Origin of the sequence: Sphingomonas sp., assembly GCF_036388215.1 — a bacterium.
Taxonomy (GTDB): Bacteria; Pseudomonadota; Alphaproteobacteria; order Sphingomonadales; family Sphingomonadaceae; genus Sphingomonas.
The window spans coordinates 395635-417735 of the sequence record NZ_DASVSH010000033.1; the positions used below are offsets into that span (position 1 = coordinate 395635).

General features: G+C 65.9%; 18 protein-coding genes and 1 tRNA gene. 10 read left to right on the top strand and 9 right to left on the bottom strand.

Annotated elements, in window-relative coordinates:
* Window positions 1-118: 118 nt before the first annotated feature.
* From VF617_RS16125 to VF617_RS16135, 3 genes are read right to left on the bottom strand one after another with little or no spacing between them, the layout of a single operon-like run.
* Window positions 119-466: a hypothetical protein gene (locus VF617_RS16125; RefSeq protein ID WP_331015926.1), complete on the bottom strand. Its 348-nt coding sequence runs from the start codon at window positions 464-466 to the stop codon at window positions 119-121.
* The gene (locus VF617_RS16130) at window positions 459-1793 is read right to left on the bottom strand and encodes a replication-associated recombination protein A (RefSeq protein ID WP_331015927.1); all 1335 of its coding nucleotides are present in this window, start codon (window positions 1791-1793) and stop codon (window positions 459-461) included. Before VF617_RS16130 ends, VF617_RS16125 begins: the two co-directional genes overlap by 8 nt.
* Before the next feature lie 51 nt (window positions 1794-1844).
* On the bottom strand, window positions 1845-2996 hold the full coding sequence (locus tag VF617_RS16135; protein WP_331015928.1) for a glycosyltransferase family 1 protein: 1152 nt from the start codon (window positions 2994-2996) through the stop codon (window positions 1845-1847).
* Between the two features lie 84 nt (window positions 2997-3080).
* Between VF617_RS16135 and radA the strand changes: the two genes are divergently transcribed.
* On the top strand, window positions 3081-4451 hold the full coding sequence (radA, locus tag VF617_RS16140) for a DNA repair protein RadA (protein WP_331015929.1): 1371 nt from the start codon (window positions 3081-3083) through the stop codon (window positions 4449-4451).
* A 6-nt stretch (window positions 4452-4457) separates the two neighbouring features.
* Here the strand turns inward: radA and gspN are convergent, their stop codons facing one another.
* Window positions 4458-5150, bottom strand: coding sequence for a type II secretion system protein N (gene gspN / locus VF617_RS16145; protein WP_331015930.1), 693 nt, complete (start codon window positions 5148-5150; stop codon window positions 4458-4460).
* Here gspN and VF617_RS16150 point away from each other — a divergent pair.
* From VF617_RS16150 to VF617_RS16160, 3 genes are read left to right on the top strand one after another with little or no spacing between them, the layout of a single operon-like run.
* Entirely contained in the window at window positions 5144-6205 is a 1062-nt protein-coding gene (locus tag VF617_RS16150; protein ID WP_331015931.1) for an ABC transporter substrate-binding protein, read from the top strand. The two genes, gspN and VF617_RS16150, sit on opposite strands and share 7 nt — an antisense overlap.
* A gap of 35 nt (window positions 6206-6240) precedes the next feature.
* Window positions 6241-6774 (top strand): type II secretion system protein GspJ, encoded by a 534-nt coding sequence (locus VF617_RS16155; RefSeq protein WP_331015932.1) that lies wholly within the window; start codon window positions 6241-6243, stop codon window positions 6772-6774.
* Window positions 6771-7637, top strand: a complete 867-nt coding sequence (locus VF617_RS16160; RefSeq protein ID WP_331015933.1) for a Type II secretory pathway component PulK-like protein — start codon at window positions 6771-6773, stop codon at window positions 7635-7637. The genes VF617_RS16155 and VF617_RS16160 overlap by 4 nt, the downstream gene beginning before the upstream one ends.
* Window positions 7638-7808: 171 nt before the next feature.
* Here VF617_RS16160 and VF617_RS16165 read toward each other — a convergent pair whose 3' ends face one another.
* A complete protein-coding gene (locus tag VF617_RS16165; RefSeq protein ID WP_331015934.1) occupies window positions 7809-9131 on the bottom strand; it encodes a sensor histidine kinase in 1323 nt (440 codons plus the stop codon).
* Entirely contained in the window at window positions 9121-10503 is a 1383-nt protein-coding gene (locus tag VF617_RS16170) for a sigma-54 dependent transcriptional regulator (protein ID WP_331015935.1), read from the bottom strand. Before VF617_RS16170 ends, VF617_RS16165 begins: the two co-directional genes overlap by 11 nt.
* A 331-nt stretch (window positions 10504-10834) precedes the next feature.
* Here VF617_RS16170 and VF617_RS16175 point away from each other — a divergent pair, with 331 nt between their 5' ends.
* The 5 genes from VF617_RS16175 (at window position 10835) to VF617_RS16195 (ending at window position 18163) form a co-directional block, all read left to right on the top strand.
* Complete coding sequence (locus tag VF617_RS16175) at window positions 10835-11023, top strand: hypothetical protein (protein WP_331015936.1); 189 nt, start codon at window positions 10835-10837, stop codon at window positions 11021-11023.
* A 73-nt stretch (window positions 11024-11096) separates the two neighbouring features.
* Window positions 11097-12389 carry an efflux RND transporter periplasmic adaptor subunit gene (locus tag VF617_RS16180; protein ID WP_331015937.1) on the top strand — a complete coding sequence of 431 codons (1293 nt, stop codon included), beginning with the start codon at window positions 11097-11099 and terminating at the stop codon, window positions 12387-12389.
* A 20-nt stretch (window positions 12390-12409) separates the two neighbouring features.
* Window positions 12410-13090, top strand: a complete 681-nt coding sequence (locus tag VF617_RS16185) for an ABC transporter ATP-binding protein (RefSeq protein WP_331015938.1) — start codon at window positions 12410-12412, stop codon at window positions 13088-13090.
* Between the two features lie 47 nt (window positions 13091-13137).
* Complete coding sequence (locus tag VF617_RS16190; protein WP_331015939.1) at window positions 13138-15642, top strand: ABC transporter permease; 2505 nt, start codon at window positions 13138-13140, stop codon at window positions 15640-15642.
* A 10-nt stretch (window positions 15643-15652) separates the two neighbouring features.
* Window positions 15653-18163, top strand: a complete 2511-nt coding sequence (locus VF617_RS16195; protein ID WP_331015940.1) for an ABC transporter permease — start codon at window positions 15653-15655, stop codon at window positions 18161-18163.
* Window positions 18164-18303: 140 nt separating this feature from the next.
* On the opposite strand, the gene pcaF is transcribed toward VF617_RS16195, so the two are convergent.
* Complete coding sequence (gene pcaF / locus VF617_RS16200; protein WP_331015989.1) at window positions 18304-19506, bottom strand: 3-oxoadipyl-CoA thiolase; 1203 nt, start codon at window positions 19504-19506, stop codon at window positions 18304-18306.
* A 158-nt stretch (window positions 19507-19664) separates the two neighbouring features.
* On the opposite strand from pcaF, the gene trxB reads away from it, so the two are divergent.
* A complete protein-coding gene (trxB, locus tag VF617_RS16205) occupies window positions 19665-20618 on the top strand; it encodes a thioredoxin-disulfide reductase (protein WP_331015941.1) in 954 nt (317 codons plus the stop codon).
* A 3-nt stretch (window positions 20619-20621) separates the two neighbouring features.
* Here the strand turns inward: trxB and VF617_RS16210 are convergent.
* Window positions 20622-20698: transfer RNA gene (locus VF617_RS16210), tRNA-Pro, on the bottom strand.
* 90 nt (window positions 20699-20788) lie between these two features.
* Entirely contained in the window at window positions 20789-22090 is a 1302-nt protein-coding gene (locus VF617_RS16215) for an FAD-dependent oxidoreductase (protein ID WP_331015942.1), read from the bottom strand.
* Window positions 22091-22101 lie beyond the last annotated feature (11 nt).

The window sequence follows — 22101 nt, forward strand, 5'->3', positions numbered from 1 at the left end:
GGGACCGCCGAAGGCGGTGGAGGGGTAATCGCCACAAGCGATGGGCCGCCGCTCGCGGAGACTACCTCTCCACCAGCTACGCTGGTCCCCCTCTCCCTCCGGGAGAGGATTTGATAAGTCACGGCCGCTCTTCCGTCCCCGCCGCCATGTGTTGCGGCTTCTTCAGCCGGTCCCACCAGGCGCGCTGGATGTAAAGCTCGATCCGCTCGCGGTTGTCGGTCCCGTAACGCACCAGCAGCATAGGATAGTTGCGGTAGTGATCGGTCTGCCAGAAGGTCTTCGGGTCGGTTTCGAAGAGGATTTCCTTCTCCGGCGTCGTCACTGAGAGCGCGAAGCTGCCTTTCTCGCGGCCGGGGGCCATGAAGCCCTTGGCGTTGATCTTAGGGCACATGCTGCCCCACCACGACGCCATCTCCACGCCGGGCAGCGAGAGCGCATAAGCGCACGCCTCTTCCCAATCATTCATCTACGCTTCCTTGGGCGCGCGATTTCTCCCGCATCTCACCCCACCAGGCCATGCGTTCGGCGATGCGCTTTTCAACGCCGCGGTCCGTGGGGGTGTAGAATGTCTGGGGCGGGAGCTCGTCGGGCCAGTAATTGTCGCCCGAGAAGCCGTGTTCGGCGTCGTGATCGTAGGTATAGCCCTTGCCATAGCCGATCTGCTTCATCAGCTTGGTGGGGGCATTGAGGATGTTTTGCGGCGGCATCAGGGAGCCGGTTTCCTTGGCCGAGCGCCACGCGGCTTTTTGCGCGGCGTAAGTGGCATTCGATTTGGGCGCTGTGGCGAGGTAGAGGCAGGCCTGCGCAATGCCGAGTTCGCCTTCGGGACTGCCGAGGAAATCGTAGCTGTCCTTGGCGGCGATGCACTGGACCAGCGCCTGCGGGTCGGCGAGCCCGATGTCCTCGACTGCCGCCCGGATCAGGCGGCGCAGCACGAACAGGGGCTCTTCGCCGGCAGTGAGCATCCGCGCGAGATAATAGAGCGCGGCCTGCGGATCGCTGCCGCGTATCGACTTATGCAAGGCCGAGATGAGGTTGTAATGCCCCTCGCGATCTTTGTCGTAGACCGCCACGCGGCGCTGGAGGAAATCGCCGAGCGCGACCGCATCGAGCGGGGCGTCGAAATGCACCGAGAAGAGCGTCTCGGCCTGGTTGAGCAGGAACCGGCCGTCGCCATCCGCGCTCGCCACGAAAGCATCGCGCGCCTCAGGCGTGAGGGGCAGCGGCTTGCCCTCCAGCTCCTCGCCGCGGTCGAGCAGTTTGCACAAGGCCTTGTGATCGAGCCGGTGGAGGATCAGCACCTGCGCGCGGCTGAGCAGCGCGGCGTTGAGCTCGAAGCTGGGGTTTTCGGTAGTCGCGCCGACCAGGGTGACCGTGCCGTCCTCGACGAAGGGCAGGAAGCCATCCTGCTGCGAGCGATTGAAGCGGTGGATCTCGTCGACGAACAGCAAGGTGCGCTTGCCGACTTTGACGTGCTCGCGCGCCTCTGCGAACACCTTTTTGAGATCGGCTACACCCGAGAACACCGCCGAGATCGCGACGAAGCGCAGGCCCACTGCGTCGGCGAGCAGCCGCGCGATGGTCGTCTTGCCAGTGCCTGGCGGGCCCCAGAGGATGATCGAACTGAGCTTGCCCGCCGCCACCATCCGACCGATCGCGCCATCGTGCCCGGTCAGATGCTCTTGCCCCACGACATCCTCAAGCCGCCGCGGGCGCAGGCGATCGGCGAGCGGGCCGCCAAGCGGCTTCTCGGTCAGCGGTTCCTGTTCCTGCGGTCCAAAGAGATCGGTCATGCCTTGCGCAAGATAGGCGCGCCGCACCCGTTCGTCATCCCGGCGCCCCCGCTATTTTCCCCGCCGCTCCATCACCTCGAGATAGGTGTCGAGAACGACCTGATTGATGTCGTCCCACTGATACGCCTGGGCCTTTTGATGGCCCGCATGCGATTGGGCGCGGCGCAGCTCGGCATCCTCGGCCAGGCGCGCGATGGCGTCCGCATAGGCGCTCACGTCGCGCGGCGGGACAAGGAAGCCGTTCACTCCGTCCTCGATCAGATCGACCGCGCCGGTGGCGCGCGCGGCGACGACCGGAATGCCGCAGGCCATGGCTTCCAGCGTCACATTGCCGAACGTCTCGGTGACGGAGGGGTTGAACAGCACGTCCATCGAGGCGACGGCGCGGCCCAGATCGTCGCCGCGTTGAAAGCCCGCGAACACTGCTTCGGGAACTTGCCCGGCGAACCATTCCCGCGCAGGTCCGTCGCCAATCACCAGCACCCGGTGCGGCACCCCGCGCGAGGTGAGCGTGCGGCAGACCTCGGCGAAGATATCGAGCCCCTTTTCGAGCACGAGCCGCCCCAGGAAGCCGACTGCGAATTCCTCCCCGGCCAGCCCGAGTGAGCGCCGCCATTCCTGGCTGCGCATTCCCGGATTGAAGCGCGCATGGTCCACGCCCCGCGCCCAGATGCGGATTGGCGTTTCCACGCCCCATTCGCGCAGAATGTCCGCGGTCGATTGGCCGGGCGTGACGACTTGGTCGACGCGATTGTAGAAGCGCGTCATCCCCTTGATCATCAGCGGCACGAGGAAGGTCAGGTGATAATAGGCCGGATAGGTCTCGAAGCGCGTGTGCAGCGACGAGATCGTGGCCAGCCCCCGCTCCCGCGCCCAGGTCACGGCGCGGTGTCCCAGCACTTCGGGAGCCGTCACATGGATGATGTTCGGAGCGAATGCCTCCAGGTCGGCGCGCGTTTCCGGAGCGAGCCGCCAGGCGAACTTATATTCCCCGCGTCCGCCGGGGATAGGCAGCGCAGGCACGCTCACCAGATCGCCGGTCGGCTCGAAGGCGGGGGTTTTGGTAGTCGGCGAATAGACGCGGACGGTAACGCCCTGGCGCAGCAGATAGCCTACAAGCATGTTGAGCGCCTGGTTCGCGCCGTCGCGGACATAATTGTAATTGCCGCTGAACAGAGCAACGCGGAGGTCCGTGGGCTTCATGGGCCGCGGCGATAACCCGCAGGAGTGGGGCCGTCCACTCAACTAGCACTTGTTCCCGGCTTGTTCCTGTATTAGCTCTGCCCCATGGCCAAGCTCAGGAAGCGATATGTTTGCCAGGCATGCGGGTCGGTGACTGCGCAATGGGCGGGGCAATGCGGCGATTGCGGTGACTGGAACACGCTGGTCGAGGAAGCCGGCGGGGGCGTGGTCACGCCGTTCCAGGCCAAGCATAATCTGCAATCGGGCGGGCGCGCGGTCCAGCTTACCGGGCTCAACACCGATATCGCGCTGCCCGAGCGCACCTCGACCGGAATCGCCGAGCTTGATCGTGCACTGGGCGGCGGCTTTGTCGAGGGGTCGGCGACGCTGATCGGCGGCGATCCGGGAATCGGCAAGTCGACCCTGCTGCTCCAGGCGGCGGCGAAGATCGCCAGCCGGGGACAAAAGGTGGTCTACGTCTCGGGCGAGGAGGCCGGCGATCAGGTGCGGCTGCGCGCACGGCGGCTGGGGCTGGGCAGCGCACCGGTGATGTTCGCGGCGGCTACTTCAGTCCGCGATATCCTGACCACGATGGGAGAGGGCGAACCGCCGGCCTTGCTGGTGATCGATTCCATCCAGACCATGCATTCGGACCTGATTGAAGGCGCGCCGGGCACGGTCAGCCAGGTGCGCGCATCGGCGGGCGAGCTGATCCGCTTTGCCAAGGAGCGCGGCAGCGCCGTGGTGCTCGTCGGGCACGTCACCAAGGACGGCAGCATCGCGGGACCGCGCGTGCTCGAGCATATGGTCGATACCGTGCTGGCGTTCGAGGGCGAGCGCAGCCACCAATATCGCATTCTGCGCGCGGTCAAGAACCGCTTCGGGGGCACCGACGAGATCGGCGTGTTCGCGATGGAGACCGAGGGGCTATCGGAAGTCGCCAACCCTTCGTCACTGTTCCTCACGCAGCGCGACGAAAGCGTTACCGGGACGATCGTCTTTCCCGCTCTTGAGGGCACGCGGCCCGTCCTCGTCGAGGTGCAGGCGCTGACGGTGCGGCTGGCGAGCGGAGCTACGCCGCGGCGCGCGGTGGTCGGCTGGGATTCGGCGCGGCTGTCGATGGTTCTCGCGGTGCTCGAGGCGCGATGCGGGCTGAGCTTTTCGTCGTGCGAAGTCTATCTGAACATAGCGGGAGGATATCGGGTGCAGGATCCCGCCGCCGATCTGGCGGTGGCGGCGGCTCTGGTCTCGGCGCTGGCCGAACGCCCGCTGGCTGCCGATGCGGTGGCGTTCGGAGAGATCGCGCTTTCAGGCGAGATACGGCCGGTGGCGCACGGGGCGCTACGATGCCGCGAGGCGTCCAAGCTCGGCTTCGCCCGTGCCCTCGCGCCGGCCGCTCAGGCGGATAGAGGCGGGCTTGAAGTCGCGGGGTTCAAGAATCTGGGAAGCTTCGTGGATCACTTGCTCGGGCGATGAAGCCTTTCACATCTTTCCCTGGACCCGCATGTCCGGAGGGACGCCCAGAAAGGGCATCATCGCCGCGCCGTCAGGCGTCACGCTGAAATCGATCGCCCCGTCTTCGGCCAGCGTGGCGTCGATCAGGATTTTTCGCCGCTGAGTCATCGGGGCGAGCCGGATGCGCGTCTGGTTGCCGATATGCTCGGCGGTAAGGATCAGCGCAGGGACAGCGGATGCGGCGCCCGCGCCCTTGGGGCGGCAGCTTCCCGGATCGCTGGTCGCGCTGCCGTCCATCATCTGGCTGCCGCCGCCGATGGCGATCCGCTTCATCCCGACCTGCATTACCAGATCGCACGTGAAGGGCAGATTGGGCTGGAGCGCCTGGAGCAGGCTGGCGTCCGCCGAGCCGCTGACATTGTCGATCACGGTGCGCCCGCCAAGGTGCACCAGCATTCGGCCGCCGATGTCCGTGTCGGGCCCGGTCGCCTTGAAATCCGCGGCGAAGGCCAGGCTGGTGAGCGATCGAAGCGGCGCCATCCGCCATTCGAGCTTCGATCCGCCCGCGACACCGACTTCGCCGTTCCAGACCGTGCCGGCGACGCCCGTGCGCCAAGGACGGTTCTTGACGATCACGCTGGCCGGCATCGTCGCCAGCATCGCCAGCACATAGGCGGCTATGCCGAGAAGCACGAAGACGATAATACGGCGGCGTGCCACATATTCCACAGCCCGACTCGCCGCTAGACCGTCGAACGCTGCTGCGCCTGCTGCAATCGGGGCTGGCCGCATCGGTTGCGCTTCCTTCGTTCGCTCTTGCCGCGGAGAAAAAGGACAAGCGCCCCATCGCCCTGCTCGTGCCGCTCACGGGCCCGCGAGCGCGGCTGGGGTCTAGCATGCGCCAGGCCGCGTTGCTCGCGGAAAACGGCCACTTCATGCAGAGTTTCGACACTGGCGGCACTGCGGCCGGAGCGGCGGCCGCGGCGGCCAAGGCATTCAAGGTCAAGCCGGCGCTCATCCTCGGGCCGCTCACGGCCGAAGAAGTGCCAGCCGTCTCGTCCACCATCGCCGGCCGGGTGCCGATCATCGCATTCAGCAACGATTCGGTCCTGCGTGCGCCGGGCACCTGGATATTCGGGATCACGGCGGGCCAGGTAACCAGCGCCATCCTGCGCTATGCCCGCACGCGCGGAGTGAAGTCGCTGGTGGTGATCGACGATGGCTCGCCCTGGGGCGCCGCCGCCACGCTGGCCGCGGGGCGGATGGAGGCCGAGCTCGGCCTCACCTTGCGCGTCCTGCATGTCAACGCAGGCCAGATGCTGCCCGATGCGGGCGAGGCGCCCGACGCGGTGTTGCTGCCCGGCAGCGGTGAAGCCGTGCTCGCCGCGGCGCGCAGCCTGAAGGACAGCGGCGTGCAACTGCTCGGCACCTTCCAGGGCCTCGACCATCGCCCGCAAGCGCTGGAGGCGCTCGATGGAGCATGGATCGCCAGCCCCGATCCGGTCTCCTTCGGAACCTTCGCCAGCGAATTCGAAGCGCGCAACGGCGGCGGGGCGGGGACGATCACCGCGCTAGCTTATGACGCCGCGGGCATCGCCAATGCCATGCGCAAGGCAGGCACGCTGGGCACGGAAGGGCTGCTCGACAGCAAGGGCTTCCGTTGCGTTACCGGGCCCGTGCGCTTCCGCACCGACGGTTCGGTTGCGCGCGACTTCGCCATACTCGTGGCGCGAGCACAGGGATATGAGCCGGTCGCGGTGAGCTCGGGTTCGTGAGGGAAGGCGGGGGAGCGGGCTGGTGCCGCCCGCCGATGCACAGAGACTCCGGGTTTACTCTGCTGGAGCTGATGGTGTCGCTCGGGCTCTTCGCGCTAATCGCCGTCGCGGGGCTCGCTCTCGTGGACGGGATCATCAAGGTCCAGGACCGCACGGAGGACCGCTTCGATCGCCTTGCCGACCTCCAGCGCGCGATGTTCGTGATGTCGAGCGATCTGGATCAGATTGCCGGGGGGCCGGTGGCGGGGCAGGGCGGATCGCTTTCCTTCCGTCGCGCCGCACCCGGCGTGGGCGGTGCGGCGGTGCCGATGCGCTACACGCTGACCAACGGCGCGCTGGTCCGCACCATCGGGCCGGCGCCACAGATATTGCTGAGCGGCGTGGCCGCAGCGCGCTGGCGCTTCTGGGACGGCGCCTGGGCGGATAGCTGGCCGCTCGACGACAAGAGCCGCGAGCGATGGCCGCGTGCAGTCGAGATCGAGATGCAGGTGGCCGGACCGGGCGGCACCCCCGGCACATTGCGCCGCGTGGTGACGCTGCCGGTGCGCTCGCAGGAGGAGGCCAAGTGAGCCGGCGCGGCGACGAGAGCGGGATGATCCTGGTCAACGTCCTGATGTTCGTGGCGATCGCGGCGGGGCTCGTGCTGCTGATGATCAACCGCGAGGAACTGGCGCTCGACCGCGGCCTGCGGACCCGCGAGGCCGCGCGCGCGCTGGCGATAGTGCGGGGCGGCGAGCTCTCTGCGCTCGTCGCGCTCCGGCGAGACGGTCAGATCGGGCCGGAGAGCGACCATGCGGGCGAACCCTGGGCGAAGCTTTCCGAGCGCGCCACGCCGATCGAGGGCGGCAGCTTCACGCTGGCGATCGCCGATGCCGAGGGCCGTTTCAACGTCAATTCGCTGCGTTCGGGCGAGGCGGCTGCGATCATATTGTTTCAGACCATCGCCACCGAAGTGGGCCTCAAGCCCGAGCAGATATTGGCGGCAGCCGAATATGTCCGCCGCGAGGGGCCGCTCGCCGATCTGCGCCCGCTTCGGCTCGCCGGGATTGATCCGAAGGTGGCCGAGCGGCTGGAACGGCTGGTGACCGCGCTCCCCGGCACTACGGCGCTCAATCTCAACGCCGCCGATCAGGAGATGCTGCGTATCCTGTTTCGCGATCCCGTGATCGCCGCGCGGCTGACCGAAGTGCGCGGGCGACAGGGCTATCTGACGCTCAAGGACCTTTCCGACCAGAGGGTCACGATGCCCTGGGGCACTTCGTTCCGATCGAACACCTTCTGGGTGCGCACCCGCGCCACGGTGGGCGGAACCAGCCAGCAGGGCGCTACCCTGATCCAGCGGCGCACCACTCCCGATGGCATGGTCGAAGCCGTGCCGGTCGAGCGCTGGCGCGGCGCCGCGGTGCCCCCTGGCGCGCCGGCTCTGCCCTGAGCAGCGCGCGAAAGTTTAGGCGAAGTTTAGGCCAATGCGCGGTGTGCGCACATGCGAATGTTCCCAATGTTCGCACTGGCCATGGGCTTTCTGGACGGACGATTTCAAAGAGCGGTCGGGAGTGCCGACCGGCTCAGCCAAGCAGGCGAAATCCTACATTGCAAGGGTTGCCTAGAGGACGATCCGGAACAGCGCGCCGCCGTCCGGCGCATCGGTCACGTCGATCGACCCGCCATGCGCCACGACGATCTGCCGCGCGAGATTGAGCCCCACGCCTGTCCCCGTCGCGCGCGTGGTGAAGAAGGGGAGGAAAACATCCTGCCGCAGCTGTTCGGGCACGCCCGGGCCGTTGTCCTGCACTTCGATTGCGATGCCCTCGCGCGTCTTCAGCAATCGCAGCGCCAGCCGGGGTGTTTCCATGCTGCCCATTGCTTGCGCGGCATTGTGCATCAGGTTGATCAGCACCTGCGCCAGAAGATCGGGATCGGCGTCGATCCCCAGGCTTTCCGGCATTATTTCCAGATCGAGCGGGACCGAAGGGGCCTCGGCGGCGAAGAGGCGGGCGAGCTCACCCGTCCAGGGGCCGGCGGCGAAAAGCTGGCGCTTGATCTGGGGCATGCGGGCTACTTCGCGATAGGCTTCGATGAAATTGCCGAGACCCTGGGCGCGCCGGGCAAGCGTAGTCACCGCCGCGCGCGCATCGCCGATGCGCGGATCGGCGACCAGATCGGGATCGGCGAGCAGATCCGCGGCAGTCGCGGCAAGCGATGTGACCGGCGTGAGCGAATTGAGGATCTCGTGAGTCAGCACGCGGACCAGATCGGTCTGCGCCGCCATCTCGACCGCGTCGAGCGTTCCCTGGATCGGTTGGAGGCCCAGCGCGCGCGTCCGCTGGCCGAGCCGGTCAAGCGTCGCCGAGCTGACCAGCACGCGCTGCGGCCGCCCGCCCAGATTGAGGATCAGCAGCTCTTCGCCCGGAGTGCCGCTGGCGAGGCGGCGCGCGAAGGTCGCGCCGTAATGCGCGAAATCCTCCGGGCGGGTGCCTTGTTCACCCTTGAACAGCCGGCGCGCGGCCTTGTTGGCGAGCACCACCTGATCCTCGGCGCTCACGGTCAGCACCGCGACCGGTATGTCGTCGATCAGCGCGTCGAGATAGCGAAGCTCCCCGGCGGCGCGATCCTGCCCGGCGCGGAAGCGGCCCAGCACTTCGTTGAGCGAATCCGCAAGTTCGCCAAAGCCCGCGCCGCCATGCCCGTCGAACTGGACCGCCGTGTCGCCGAATTTGAGCGCCTCGAGAAAGTGCGCCAGCGTGCGATTGGTGCGCGTGACGTGACGCCAGAGCCCGGCCAGGGTCGCGGCCGCGAGCACCAGCGCGACGATACGCGCCGCGCCCAGATTGGGCGTGGCGAACGCAGCGACGCAGGCGAGCAGGGTGACTCCCAGCAGCGCAATCCAGGCGATCAGCCCAATCGCGAAGCGCTGGTCAAAGTCCATGCTTCTCCATCCGCCGATAAAGCGCCGCCCGCGACAGCCCGAGCTCGGCGGCGGCGAGCGAGATGTTGTAACCGTGCTTCTTGAGCGCTTCCTCGACCAGCCGCCGCTCGACGCGTTCGAGATTGAGATCGTCGCCTTCGCTCGGTGGAACGACCGCGGCGGGCGCGATCCGCTGCGCTCCCGCGACCAGCGCGAAGTCCTCCGCCTCCAGCGCCGTGTCGCGCGACAGGATGACTGCGCGCTCGATCGCGTGACGCAGCGCACGGACATTGCCCGGCCAATCGTGGCGGAGCAATGCGGTGCGGGCTGCGGGACTCATATCGGGCATTTCGCGGCCATAGCGGCGTGAATAATGGACGAGGTAATGATCGATCAGTTCGGGCAAATCCTGGGGGCGCTCGCGCAGCGGCGGCAAATCGATCTCCACCGTGTTGAGCCGGAAGAGCAGATCCTGGCGGAAATGCGCCTCGTCATGGAGCTTATCATGCGGCATGTTGGTCGCGGCTATCACGCGGATATCGATCGGCACGGGCTTGTTCGCGCCCACGGGGGTCACTTGGCGTTGTTCCAACGCAGTCAGCAATTTCGGTTGCAAGCGCAAGGGAAGATTGCCGATTTCGTCTAGGAATAGCGTGCCGCCATCCGCGGCCTGAAGCCGGCCGACGCGATCGGTACGCGCATCGGTGAAGGCGCCTTTGACATGTCCGAACAGTTCACTGTCGATAAGATCTTCCGAGACTGCTCCGAGATCGACCGTGAGCATCACCTTGTCCGCCCGCAGCGACTGGCGGTGCAGTTCGCGCGCGACCAGTTCCTTGCCGGTGCCGTTTTCGCCAAGCACCAGCACGTTGGCGTCGGTGGGGGCGGCGCGGGAGATCAGCGAATGGACCCGCGCCATCGCCGGCGACGCCCCGAGCAACGGCGATCCGGCGCCCGATGCGGCAGGGGCGGGCGCGGCGACCATCGAGCGGCGCGAGCGGCGCAGCGATGCCGCCGTGCGCACCGTGGCGAGGAGCCGATCGTTAGACCAGGGCTTCGACACGAAATCGGTCGCGCCGCGCTTCATGGCGGCGACTGCCACCTGGACGCCCGCATGCGCGGTGATCATCACCACCACCATTTCGGGATCGATCGCGAGCAGCCGATCGAGCCAGGCCAGGCCCTCCGCGGCATCGGTGGCGCCGCGCGCGAAATTGGCGTCGAGCAGCACCGCGTCGGGCTGGCGGGCCGAAATGAGGGGCAATGCCTCGTCGGGCGTGTTCGCGATGGCGACATCCTTGAACAGCCGGCGCAGCAGCAGCCGCGACGCCATCAGGATGTCGTCGTCGTCATCGATGATGACGCAAAAATCGAACTCGGGCTCACTCCCCATGCCGTCCACTCCCGTACAGCCACTGTGCGGAATCGGACAATCAATTTGCGTGCCAAGCCGTGGGACGTCCGAAACATAGTTGCGGTGGTCTCTCCCTCTCCCGTCGGGAGAGGGTTGCGCAGACTTGGTGTCGCTTCTTCAGCGAGGCCTAGTCGTAGCTGGGTGAGGGGATCACCCTCTCGATAAGCGCATCCCCTCATCCAACCTCCGCTAGGCAGCAAGCTGCCAAGCTGCGGTATCCTTCTCCCTCTGGAGAAGGGGGATTGGCACAACTCCTGCTTTTATCTCCGCAGAGAGACCGATAGTGCCGACGCCAAACAAGAAAATGCCTGTGTTCGTGCTGCTGGCCCTGGCGCTCGCGATAGCGGCCGGTGCTCCTCGGCCGCGCCTCGATCTGGGGTTCGCCGCGAGAAAGGGTGGCCACGCATTGCTCAGCCTCGGCTTCGCTTCGATCAAGCTGGCGTTCGATTTCGGACACAGATGTTCGAATCCGGACGGTTGCAGTGGCGCGATCCTGTGATCAGGCTGGCGCGCACAGCCCCGGCCGGCTTGGCACGGCGGTTGCTAGGTCAATGAACATGGGTGTGGTTCGAATGCAGAAGAATATGGGGGATCGCCCGGTCAGCGGAAGCGGCATGGACGAAGTGGTGGTGACGCGAAAGCTGTCGCTGCGGACCAAGGCGATCCTGGGCGGAGTGGCGGCGCTGCTCGCGGCGCTCGCGTTCTGGTGGTTAGCGCCATCGGGGTCGAGCCAGACCGTGGGCGCCGAGAACGTGACGGTCTCCACCGTGACCAAGGGCACGTTCGACGATTTCATCCCGCTGCGCGCCCGCGTTACTCCGCTGCTGACTGTCTATATCGACGCTGTCGAAGGCGGGCGGGTGGAGAAGATGCTGGTCGAGGACGGGGCGAACGTCGCTGCGGGTCAGCCGATCGCCTTGCTCTCCAACGCCGAGCTTCAGCTCTCCACCCTCGCGCGGCAGACCGAAGTCGAGCAGCAGATCAACAATATGCGCAGCCAGGAACTGGCGCTGGCGCAGACGCGGCTGGCCAATGAGCGCGCCGTGCTCGAAGCCGGGCTGGCCGTGGAGAAAGCGCGCCGCCAATATGAGCGCGAGCGGCCGCTGGCCGAGAAGGGCTTCATCGCCGCCAAGCAGTTTGCCGACACGCGCGACCAATATGAATATGAGAGGTCACGCTATGCCGTGCTCAAGCGCAGCCAGGCGACCGATGCGCGGCTCCAGGGCAGCCAGCTGACCCAGCAGCAACAGGCGGCGAAATCGATGCAGTCGGGCCTGGGGATCGCTCGCGCGAACCTTGAGGCGCTCCAGCTTCGCGCGCCGGTGGGCGGGCAGCTTTCGGGTTTTTCGGTGCAGGTGGGCCAGTCGCTCCAGCGCGGCGAGCGCGTGGGGCAGATCGACAGTCCGGGCCGCAACAAGCTTATCGCGGGAGTCGACGAATTCTATCTCGGCCGCGTCCAGCTCCAGCAAAAGGCCGCGCTCGATTTCGGCGGGAAGCGCTATGCGGCGCGGGTCACCAAAATCTATCCGCAGGTGCAGAACGGCCAGTTCCAGGTCGATCTGCAATTCCTGGGCGACGAGCCCGCCAATATCCAGCGGGGACAGACGATGCAGGCGCGGCTGACGCTCGGCGATCCGACCCCGGCGCTGCTGGTGCCCAACGGTGCATTCTACAACGAGACCGGCGGCAACTGGATCTTCGTGGTGACGCCCGACGGACGCAGCGCAGTGAAGCGCAACGTCCGCCTGGGCCGCCGCAATTCAGAGTTCGTCGAAGTGCTCGAAGGGCTGGAGGCGGGCGAGAAGGTGCTCACCTCTCCCTATACCGGCTTCACCGACAAGACGCGCCTGGACCTGACCAAATGACGAAAGAGAAAGGGAATTCCATGCTGACGATGCGCGAGCTTTCCAAGGTCTACCGCACCGATACGGTGCAGACGACCGCGTTGGATGCGATCGACCTGGACATCGCCGATGGCGAGTTCGTCGCGATCATGGGACCTTCGGGCTGCGGCAAATCGACCTTGCTCAACATGATCGGGATGCTCGATAGCCCGTCGAGCGGATCCTATGTGTTCAATGGCAAGGAAGTCGCCGGGCTGAGCGAAAGCAAGCTGGCCGACGTGCGCAAGGAGAATATCGGCTTCATCTTCCAGAGCTTCAATCTGGTCGATGAACTCAGCGTCCGCGACAATGTCGAGCTCGCATTGCTCTATCACAATGTGCCCCATTCCGAGCGCAAGCGCCGGGTGGACGAAGTGATGGACAAGGTGGGCATCGCCCATCGCGCCAAGCATCGCCCCAGCCAGCTTTCGGGCGGGCAGCAGCAGCGCGTCGCCGTGGCGCGCGCGCTGGTGGCCTCGCCGAACCTGATCCTGGCCGACGAGCCGACGGGAAATCTCGACACGCATCACGGCGAGGAAGTGATGCGGATGCTTCAGACGCTGAACGCCGAGGGGTCGACGATCGTGATGGTCACCCACTCGCCCGCCCATGCCGATTATGCCGGCCGCATCGTCAACATGCTCGACGGACGCATCCTGCAGGAACGCCGCCGCGCCGCTTGAAGGCACTCGGAAAAATACGAGGCCAAGGTTCAGGGAGGACCCAAGCGATGTGGCGGAATTATCTGATGGTGGCGCTGAGAGCCCTGGCGAAGAACAGGACCTATGCCTTCATCAACATCTTCGGGCTGACGATCGGGCTGGCGGCATGCCTGCTGATCCTGCTCTATGTGAATTACGAGCGCAGCTATGACGGCTGGCTGAAGGACGCCGATCGCACTTACCAGCTCCAGACCTTCGTCAAGAATGACGACGGCGAGCAGGTCAACATGCAGCTCGCCGCGATCGTCGCGGGCCGGGCGATGGTCAAGGACTTCCCACAGATCGAGAAGGCGGTGTGGGTCCGCTCCTTCGCCCCCGTGGTGATTCAGGATGGCCGGGCCACTGAAGTGCCCGGGTTGCGCATGGTGGACGGCAATTTGTTCGACGTGCTCGATCTGCCCTTCGCCAAGGGTGACGCGCGCACCGCGCTGATGGACACCCATTCGGTCGCGCTCAGCGAAAGCGAGGCCAAGCGCCGCTTCGGCGACCGGGACCCGATCGGCAAGACGCTGACCATCGTGGATAATAGCGGCAACGTGGATTATCGCGTCACCTCTGTCTTCAAGGACATCCCAAGGAACAGCAGCTTTTCCGCCGAGATGGTGGCGCGTTTCGACATGGAAGTGCAATTCGCGGATCGCATTCCGCAAACCACGCGCTGGGGCAGCCAGCAAGGCTGGTGGTTCATCAAGCTCCGCCCGGGCGCCGACGCCGCCGCGATCAACGGGCAGATGCCGGCTTTCGAGAAGCGCAACATTCCCGACGAAGTCACCAATGGCGAGCGCAGCAATCCCGGCGAGACGATGGACCTGCGCCTGGTCAACATCCGCGACGTGCATCTGGGCGAAGCGCAGGAATATTCGCTGACGGCCGGCAATGACGCGGGCACCGTCACGACCTTTGCCGTGATCGCATTGCTGGTGCTTGGCATGGCATCGATCAACTTCACCAATCTGGCGACGGCCCGAGCATCCCAGCGGGCGCGCGAAGTGGCGCTGCGCAAGGTGCTCGGAGCGACGCGCGGGCAGCTCATTGCGCAATTCCTCGCTGAATCGGTGTTGCTCGCCATGATCGCAATGGTGGTGGCGCTCGCGCTTGTGGAATTGCTGTTGCCGGCGTTCAATGCTTTCCTGGCCGCCGATATCGAGCTGCATTATTTCGGCGCCGGCGGCATCTGGATGCCGGCGATCGCGCTGGTGCTGCTCGTCGGCGTCGCGGGGGGCGTCTATCCCGCATTCTATCTGTCGCGCTTCCAGCCGGCGAAGATCCTGAAGGCCAACAAGTCCGCGGCGGATTCGGGCGGCTCGGGGCGGTTGCGCAATATCCTCGTCGTAGCGCAATTCGCGGTCTCGATCGGGCTGATCGCCTGCACCGCGGTGATCTATGGCCAGACGATATTCGCGCAGACCATGGACCCGGGCTATAAGCGCGACGGGCTGATCCAGGTCGGCAATCTCGGCTTTCGCGGCGTATCTCCCGAGCAATCGACGCAATTGGTGGAGCGCCTCCGCCGGATTCCGGGCGTGCAGGCCGCGGCGCGCACGCAGATCGCGGTTTCTCCCGGCGGCAATTCGGCATCCGATTACTTCCTGCCGGGCAGCACCAGTTCGATTTCGCTCGGCACTTACGGGGTGGAGACCGGCTTTTTCGAGGCGATGGGCATGCGCCTGGTCGCGGGGCGCACCTTCTCGGACTCCCAGGGCAAGGACGACGCCACCACGCCCTTCCCGACCAACCTGGACGCGGAGCGGGCGCTGGCGGCGCGCGGGATCAATGTGGTGATCACCGAATCGGCATCGAAGCGGCTGGGATTTGCTTCGCCCCAGGACGCGCTGGGCAAGGAAATCCGCGGGGAGCTTACCGTGCCGGAAGTCGGGCTGGTTCCCGCGACGATCGTCGGGGTCGTTTCCGATGCGCGGTTCCGTTCGCTGCGCGATCCGATACAGCCGATCGTCTATGTCATGCAGAAACAGGGCTTCGCCCAGGTCGCCGTGCGCTTCGCGGGAGTCACGCCTTGGGAAATCCGTGGGGGGATCGAGAAGCTGTGGAACCAGCTAGTGCCACTGGTGCCCTTCGGCGCCGAATTCGCGGATGATCTGGTGCGCGAGCAATATGAGCAGGAGACCGCTCGCGGGCAGCTATTCGCAGCGTTCGCGGCGCTCACGGTCGTGATCGGCTGCCTTGGCCTGTTCGGGCTCGCGGTTTTCACCGCCGAGCGGCGCACCAAGGAGATCGGCATCCGCAAGGTGCTCGGTGCGCGGACCCGCGACATCGTGCGGCTGCTGGTCTGGCAGTTCAGCCGGCCCGTCCTGATCGCCAACATCATCGCCTGGCCGATCGCCTGGTGGGTGATGCGCGACTGGCTCAACGGCTTCGACACCCGGATCGCGCTGACTCCCATGCCGTTCGTGGCCGCGGGGCTGCTCGCGGTGCTCATCGCAGTCGCGACCGTCGCCGGCCAGTCGGTACGCGTCGCGCGCACCAATCCCATCCATGCCCTCCGTTACGAATAGGATCAGGCTCATGTGGCGCAATTACCTGACGGTGGGCCTCCGGGCCCTGGCAAAGAACAAGGTCTATGCCTTCATCAACATCTTCGGGCTGTCGCTCGGCATCGCCGCGTGCCTGCTGATCCTGACCTTCGTGCGATACGAATTCAGCTACGATAAGTGGCTGCCGGGCGCGGAGAATGCCTATCAGGTGCAGGACTTCTACAAGCCGACCGAGCGCGGCGGCGAGGAAATGAAGCTCCAGGTGACCAGCTTCGTCTCGGGCACTGCGCTGGAGAAGGATTTCCCGCAGATCGAGAAGCGCATCTATATTACGGGCCAGGGAATCGTATTCGTGCTGAACGGCGAAGCGGTCCGCCCGCAAAACGCCTATTTCACTGACGGCAATATCTTCGACATTCTCCAGGCGCCGTTCGTGAAAGGCGACCGTGCGCATGCGCTCGAAGACCCGCATTCGATGGTGCTGAGCGAATCCGAGGCCAAGGCCCGCTTCGGCGCCGAAGACCCGATGGGCAAGACCATCACGGTGATGAGCGACGAAATGCGCGAGGATTATCGCGTGACGGGCGTGTTCAAGGATTTTCCGCTCAACAGCCACATGCGCCCCAACGCATTCGTCCGTTTCAATCCGCAGAGCTATTTCGCCAAGGGCCCGAATTTCCTGACCTCGTGGAATTCCCAGGGCGGCTATGTCTATGTGAAACTGAAGCCGGGGACCGATGCTAAGGCGCTGATGGCGCAGTTCCCCGCCTGGGAGAAGCGCAACATCCCGAACGATCCGGCTGACGGCGGCCCCCTCACCAATCCCGGCGACGACCAGGATTGGCGGCTGACCAACATCCGCGACGTGCATCTGGGCGAGGCGCAGAATGCCGGCCAGTCCGTGGGCAGCGACAAGAAGACGATCCTGACCTTCGCGGTGGTCGCGCTGATGATCCTGGGCATGGCCTGCATCAACTTCACCAACCTGGCCACCGCGCGGGCTTCGCAGCGGGCGCGCGAAGTGGCGCTTCGCAAAGTGCTGGGGGCCACGCGCAGGCAACTCATCATCCAGTTCATCGGCGAGTCCATCCTGGTCGCCGCGATCGCGACGCTGGTCGCATTGGCGCTCGCCGAAGTGGCGCTGCCGGCGCTCAACAACTTCCTCGATGCCAGCATGGAAATCCATTATCTGGGCAGTGAAGGCGTGCTGCTTCCCGTGATCGGCCTCGCTATTCTCGTCGGGCTTGCCGGCGGCGTCTATCCCGCGCTGTATCTCAGCCGCTTCCAGCCGGCGCGGGTGCTCAAGGCCAACAAGTCTTCGGCGGAGGCGGAGGGCAGCGGGCGGCTGCGCAACTTGCTGGTCGTGTCGCAATTCGCGGTGTCGATCGGCCTGATCATCTGCACCGCGATTGTATATTCGCAGACGATCCACGCCCGGACGATGGACGCGGGCTACAACCGCGAGGGGCTGATCCAGATCGACGGCGTGGCGGCGCCGCAAGTTGAAAAGGTCGCGACGACCCTGCGCGATGAAATCCGCCGGATTCCGGGAGTGACCAATGTCGCGCGCACCGGGATCGGCATTTCTCCGGGCAACAATTCTGTCACCACCGTACGCCGTGCGGGCCAGACCGATCCGGTCAATTTGGGCGTATACGCCATCGAACCCGAAGCCTTCGACGCGCTGGGCCTGAAGCTGCTCGCCGGGCGCAAATTCGACCAAGCGAACGCGATGGACGATGCCACCACACCCGTGCCGGTGGATATCGCGGCCGAAAAGGCGCTGGTAGCGCGCGGCGTCAACGTGATGCTTTCCGAAACCGGCGCGAAGCGGCTCGGATACAAGGATGCGCAGGAAGCGATCGGCAAGCCGATCCAGGTGGGCTTCACTGTGCCCGAGGCGGGGAATTGGGTGCCGGCGACGATCGTCGGCGTGGTCGCGGACGTGCGCTACCGCAACGTCCGCCAGCCGCTCCAGCCGATCGTCTATTATTATGCCACCGTGAACTTCAATCGGCTTCTGGTGCGGGCCAACGGGGATCTGAAGCCTATCCGCGACCGGATCGAAACCGTCTGGAAGCGGCTGGCGCCCGAGATCCCGTACAACGCCCGCGATGTGACCGACATCGTCCACAATCTCTACAATCGCGATGAGACCCGCGCGCAGCTCTTCGGGATGTTTGCGCTCCTCTCCGCGGTGATCGGCTGCCTCGGCCTGTTCGGGCTGGCGGCCTTCACGGCGGAGCGGCGCACCAAGGAGATCGGCATCCGCAAGGTGCTCGGCGCGCGGACCCACGACATCGTGCGGCTGCTGGTCTGGCAGTTCAGCCGGCCGGTTCTCATCGCCAACATCATCGCCTGGCCGATCGCCTGGTGGGTGATGCGGGACTGGCTCAACCAGTTCGACGTTCGCATGGCGCTAACCCCCGTTCCCTTCGTGATCGCGGGGCTGCTGGCGCTGATCATCGCGATCCTGACCATCGGCGCACACGCTTTCCGCGTGGCGCGCACCAACCCGGTATATGCCTTGCGCTACGAGTAGGCGCGTCGCGTGCAGGCATATCCGGGCGGGCGAGGGGTTGAGCAGGTGAGATTGCCCCCAGCAATCTCAGCCATGTGCGCGGCACATGGCGACCTGTTCAACTCCTCGCCCGCTTTATTTTCGGGAGGGCCCTTCGTGGCTCAAACGCGTTCGAGGACGATCGCGATACCCTGGCCTACGCCGATGCACATCGCGCAGAGCGCATAGCGGCCGCCGGTGCGCTGGAGCTCCTCCGTAGCGGTGAGCACCAGTCGCGCGCCCGACATGCCGAGCGGATGGCCGAGCGCAATCGCGCCGCCATGGGGGTTCACGTGGCTTGCATCGTCGGGGAGGCCCAGTTCGCGCAGCACCGGAAGCGCCTGGGCGGCGAAGGCTTCGTTGATCTCGACCACGTCCATCTGGCCGATCGTAAGGCCGAGCCGGGCGAGCAGCTTCTGCGCGGCGGGGGCGGGGCCGATGCCCATCACGCGGGGTGCGACGCCGATGGTCGCAGCGCCAACGATGCGCGCGCGCGGGCGCAGCCCGTTGGCCGCGGCCAAGGTTTCGCTCGCCACGATCATCGCTGCTGCCCCGTCATTGACGCCCGAGGCGTTGCCGGCGGTCACCGTGCCGTCGGGGCGAACGATCGGGCGCAGCTTTGCCAGCGCCTCGATGCTGGTCATGCGGGGATGCTCGTCGCGATCGACGATCAGCGGATCGCCCTTGCGCTGCGGGATTGTCACGGGAACGATCTCCGCGTCGAAACGCCCGCTACCCTGCGCACGCGCCGCGCGCTCCTGGCTGCGCAATGCGAAGGCGTCCTGGTCCGCGCGGGTCACCTTCCAGTCATCGGCTACATTCTCCGCAGTTCCAGGCATGGCGTCGTCGCCATAAGCCGCGCGCATTTTCGGATTGACGAAGCGCCAGCCGATCGTGGTGTCGTAGATTTCGGCGTTTCGGTCGAACGCCGAGCTTGCCTTGGGCATTACGAAAGGCGCGCGGCTCATGCTCTCGACCCCGCCCGCGATGACGAGCGCGCCATCGCCGCCGCGGATGACGCGCGCGGCGCTGGCGACCGCGTCCATCCCAGATCCGCACAGCCGGTTGAGCGTGACGCCGCCTACCGACGCAGGTAGCCCAGCCAGCAAGCCGGACATACGCGCGACATTGCGATTGTCCTCGCCCGCCTGGTTGGCGCAGCCATAGAGCACATCGTCGATTGCTTCCCAATCTACCCCGGCATTGCGCTCGATGAGCGCGCGGATCGGGATCGCGCCCAGATCGTCGGCGCGGACTGAAGACAGGCTGCCGCCATAGCGACCGATCGGAGTGCGTGCCGCGTCGCAGATAAAAGCTTCGGTGATGGCCCGCTCCTCGCATTTTTCGGACGCCCTTTGTCACGAGCCGCGCGCCTGCGCCAGCCCGGCGAAGCGGGGCTATCCACAGCCCAACGCCAAATGCGCCTAGCGCACTTGCACCGAAGCCCTATTTACGGGCGCCAGCCTTCTTACAGGGATAATAGATGCGTCACGTCCAGCTGCTCATTCTCGGTTCGGGCCCGGCGGGGCATACCGCTGCCGTCTATGCGGCGCGCGCCAACCTCAAGCCGGTGCTGATCACCGGAATGGCGCCGGGCGGGCAGCTCACCACCACCACCGATGTCGATAACTGGCCGGCCGACGATCAGGGTGTGCAGGGTCCCGAGCTGATGGAGCGCTTCGCGCGGCACAGCGATCGCTTCGGCACCGAGACCATCTTCGATCATATCCACACTGCCAAGCTCGACGGCCGGCCGTTCACGCTGATCGGCGATTCGGATACCTATACCTGCGACGCGCTGATCATCGCGACCGGTGCGTCGGCGATGTACCTGGGCCTGCCCAGCGAATCCGCGTTCATGGGCAAGGGCGTCTCGGCCTGTGCCACCTGCGACGGCTTCTTCTTCCGCAGCCAGCCCGTCGCGATCGTCGGTGGGGGGAACACGGCGCTGGAAGAGGCGCTGTATCTGTCGAACATCGCGAGCCACGTCACGATGATCCACCGCCGCGACAAATTTCGCGGGGAGAAGATCCTGCAGGACAAGGTTCACGAGAAAGTGAAGGCGGGCAAGATATCGATCCGCTGGAACTCGACGCTCCACGAAGTGCTCGGCGACGGATCGGGCGTGACCGGGGTGCGGCTGAAGAGCATGACGGACGGCGCGACCGAGGACCTCGCGGTGCAGGGCGTCTTTATCGCGATCGGGCACAAGCCCAATACCGACTTGTTCGTCGGCCAACTTGAAATGGACCACGGCTATATCGTCACGCGCGGCGGACGCGGGCACCAGCAGACCGAAACCAGCGTTACCGGGGTGTTTGCGGCGGGCGACGTGCAGGACCAGATCTATCGCCAGGCAGTGACCAGCGCGGCCAGCGGCTGCGCTGCGGCGCTCGATGCGGAGCGCTATCTCGACGGGCTCGATGCGATGGCTTGAAAATGGTCGGGAAGAGAGGATTCGAACCTCCGGCCCCTGCCTCCCGAAGACAGTGCTCTACCAGGCTGAGCTACTCCCCGACGGAGTATCGGTCGCGGCCCTGAAAAGGCGGGACCGATGCTGGAGGCGCGCCTATACCCAGCCCGCAAGGGTCACGCAAGCGCCGCCCATCACGGATTTCGCGCGCCCAGCATCGCCTCGACACTGGTGAATTTCTCGCGCGGCGAGCCGTCTCGCGCGGCGGCGATTTCGGCTGTCTCGATCTGCTGCCAGTCGCGGAACGTGACCACCTCCACGCCGCGCGACTGGAGCAGGGCGTCGAGGCCCGGACGGCCCTGCTTGCCCGCGCCCTCGCCGATATCCGCGGCGATCTTTTCGGCGATGGCGAAGCCGTCGGGTCGGTTGGTGCCGATCGTGCCGGTGGGCCCGCGGCGCGCCCAGCCGACTGCGTAGAGCCCGGGCATCACGCGGCCTTCGTCATTGGCGAAGCGGCCGGCGCGGTCGTCATAGGGAATGCCGGGGATAGGCGGCGTGCGATAGCCGATGCAGCTCACCACCAGGCTGGCCGGGATGGCATAGGTCTCGCCGGTTCCGCGCGCCGCGCCGCTTTCGTCGAGCGCGGTACGCTCGACGATCACGCGCTCGACCTTGCCGTCCCCCTCGATCGCCACCGGCATGGCGAAGAAATCGAAGACGATGCGGATCGGCTTCGCCTCAGCTTCCCGCGCGGCGAAATGGCGCAGGTGGGTGACCGATTTGCGCTGCCCGGGCTCGAGCGCGGCATCTTCTTCCACCTGGGGAAGATCGGCGGCATCGACGATCGGTGCGGCGCGCGCCAATTCGCCCAGCTCGCCCAACTCCTTGGGAGTCATCGCGATCTGGTGCGGCCCGCGGCGGCCGAGCAGCGTGATCGTATCGAAGCGCGCGCCTTGCAGCGCCGTCAGTGCATGATTGACGATATCCGATCCGCCGAATTCGGCCTCCGTCTTGGCGAGGATGCGCGCGACATCGAGCGCCACATTGCCATTGCCGATGACGACCGCGCCGGGACCGTCCAGCGCGGGCGCAAGCGCGGCGTGATCGGGATGGCCGTTATACCAGCCGACGAACGCCGCCGATCCGGTCACGCCGGGCAATTCCGAGCCGGGGATTTCCAGCGGCCGGTCGTTCGGTGCGCCGGTGGCGAGGACGACGGCGTCGTACAGGCCGATCAACTCCTCGATCGAGAGGTCTTTCCCCAGCGTGACATTGCCGACGAAGCGGACATTGTCAGTCACCGCCACGGCTTCGTAGCGCCGCGAAACGCCCTTGATCGATTGGTGATCAGGCGCGACGCCGGTGCGGATCAGCCCGAAGGGAACCGGAAGCCGATCGATGATATCGACGCGAACTTCGGCGCCGAACGCCTTCTGGCAAGCCTCCGCGGTGTAATAGCCGGCCGGCCCCGATCCGATGATTGCGATATGGCGCATCGACGCTCCCT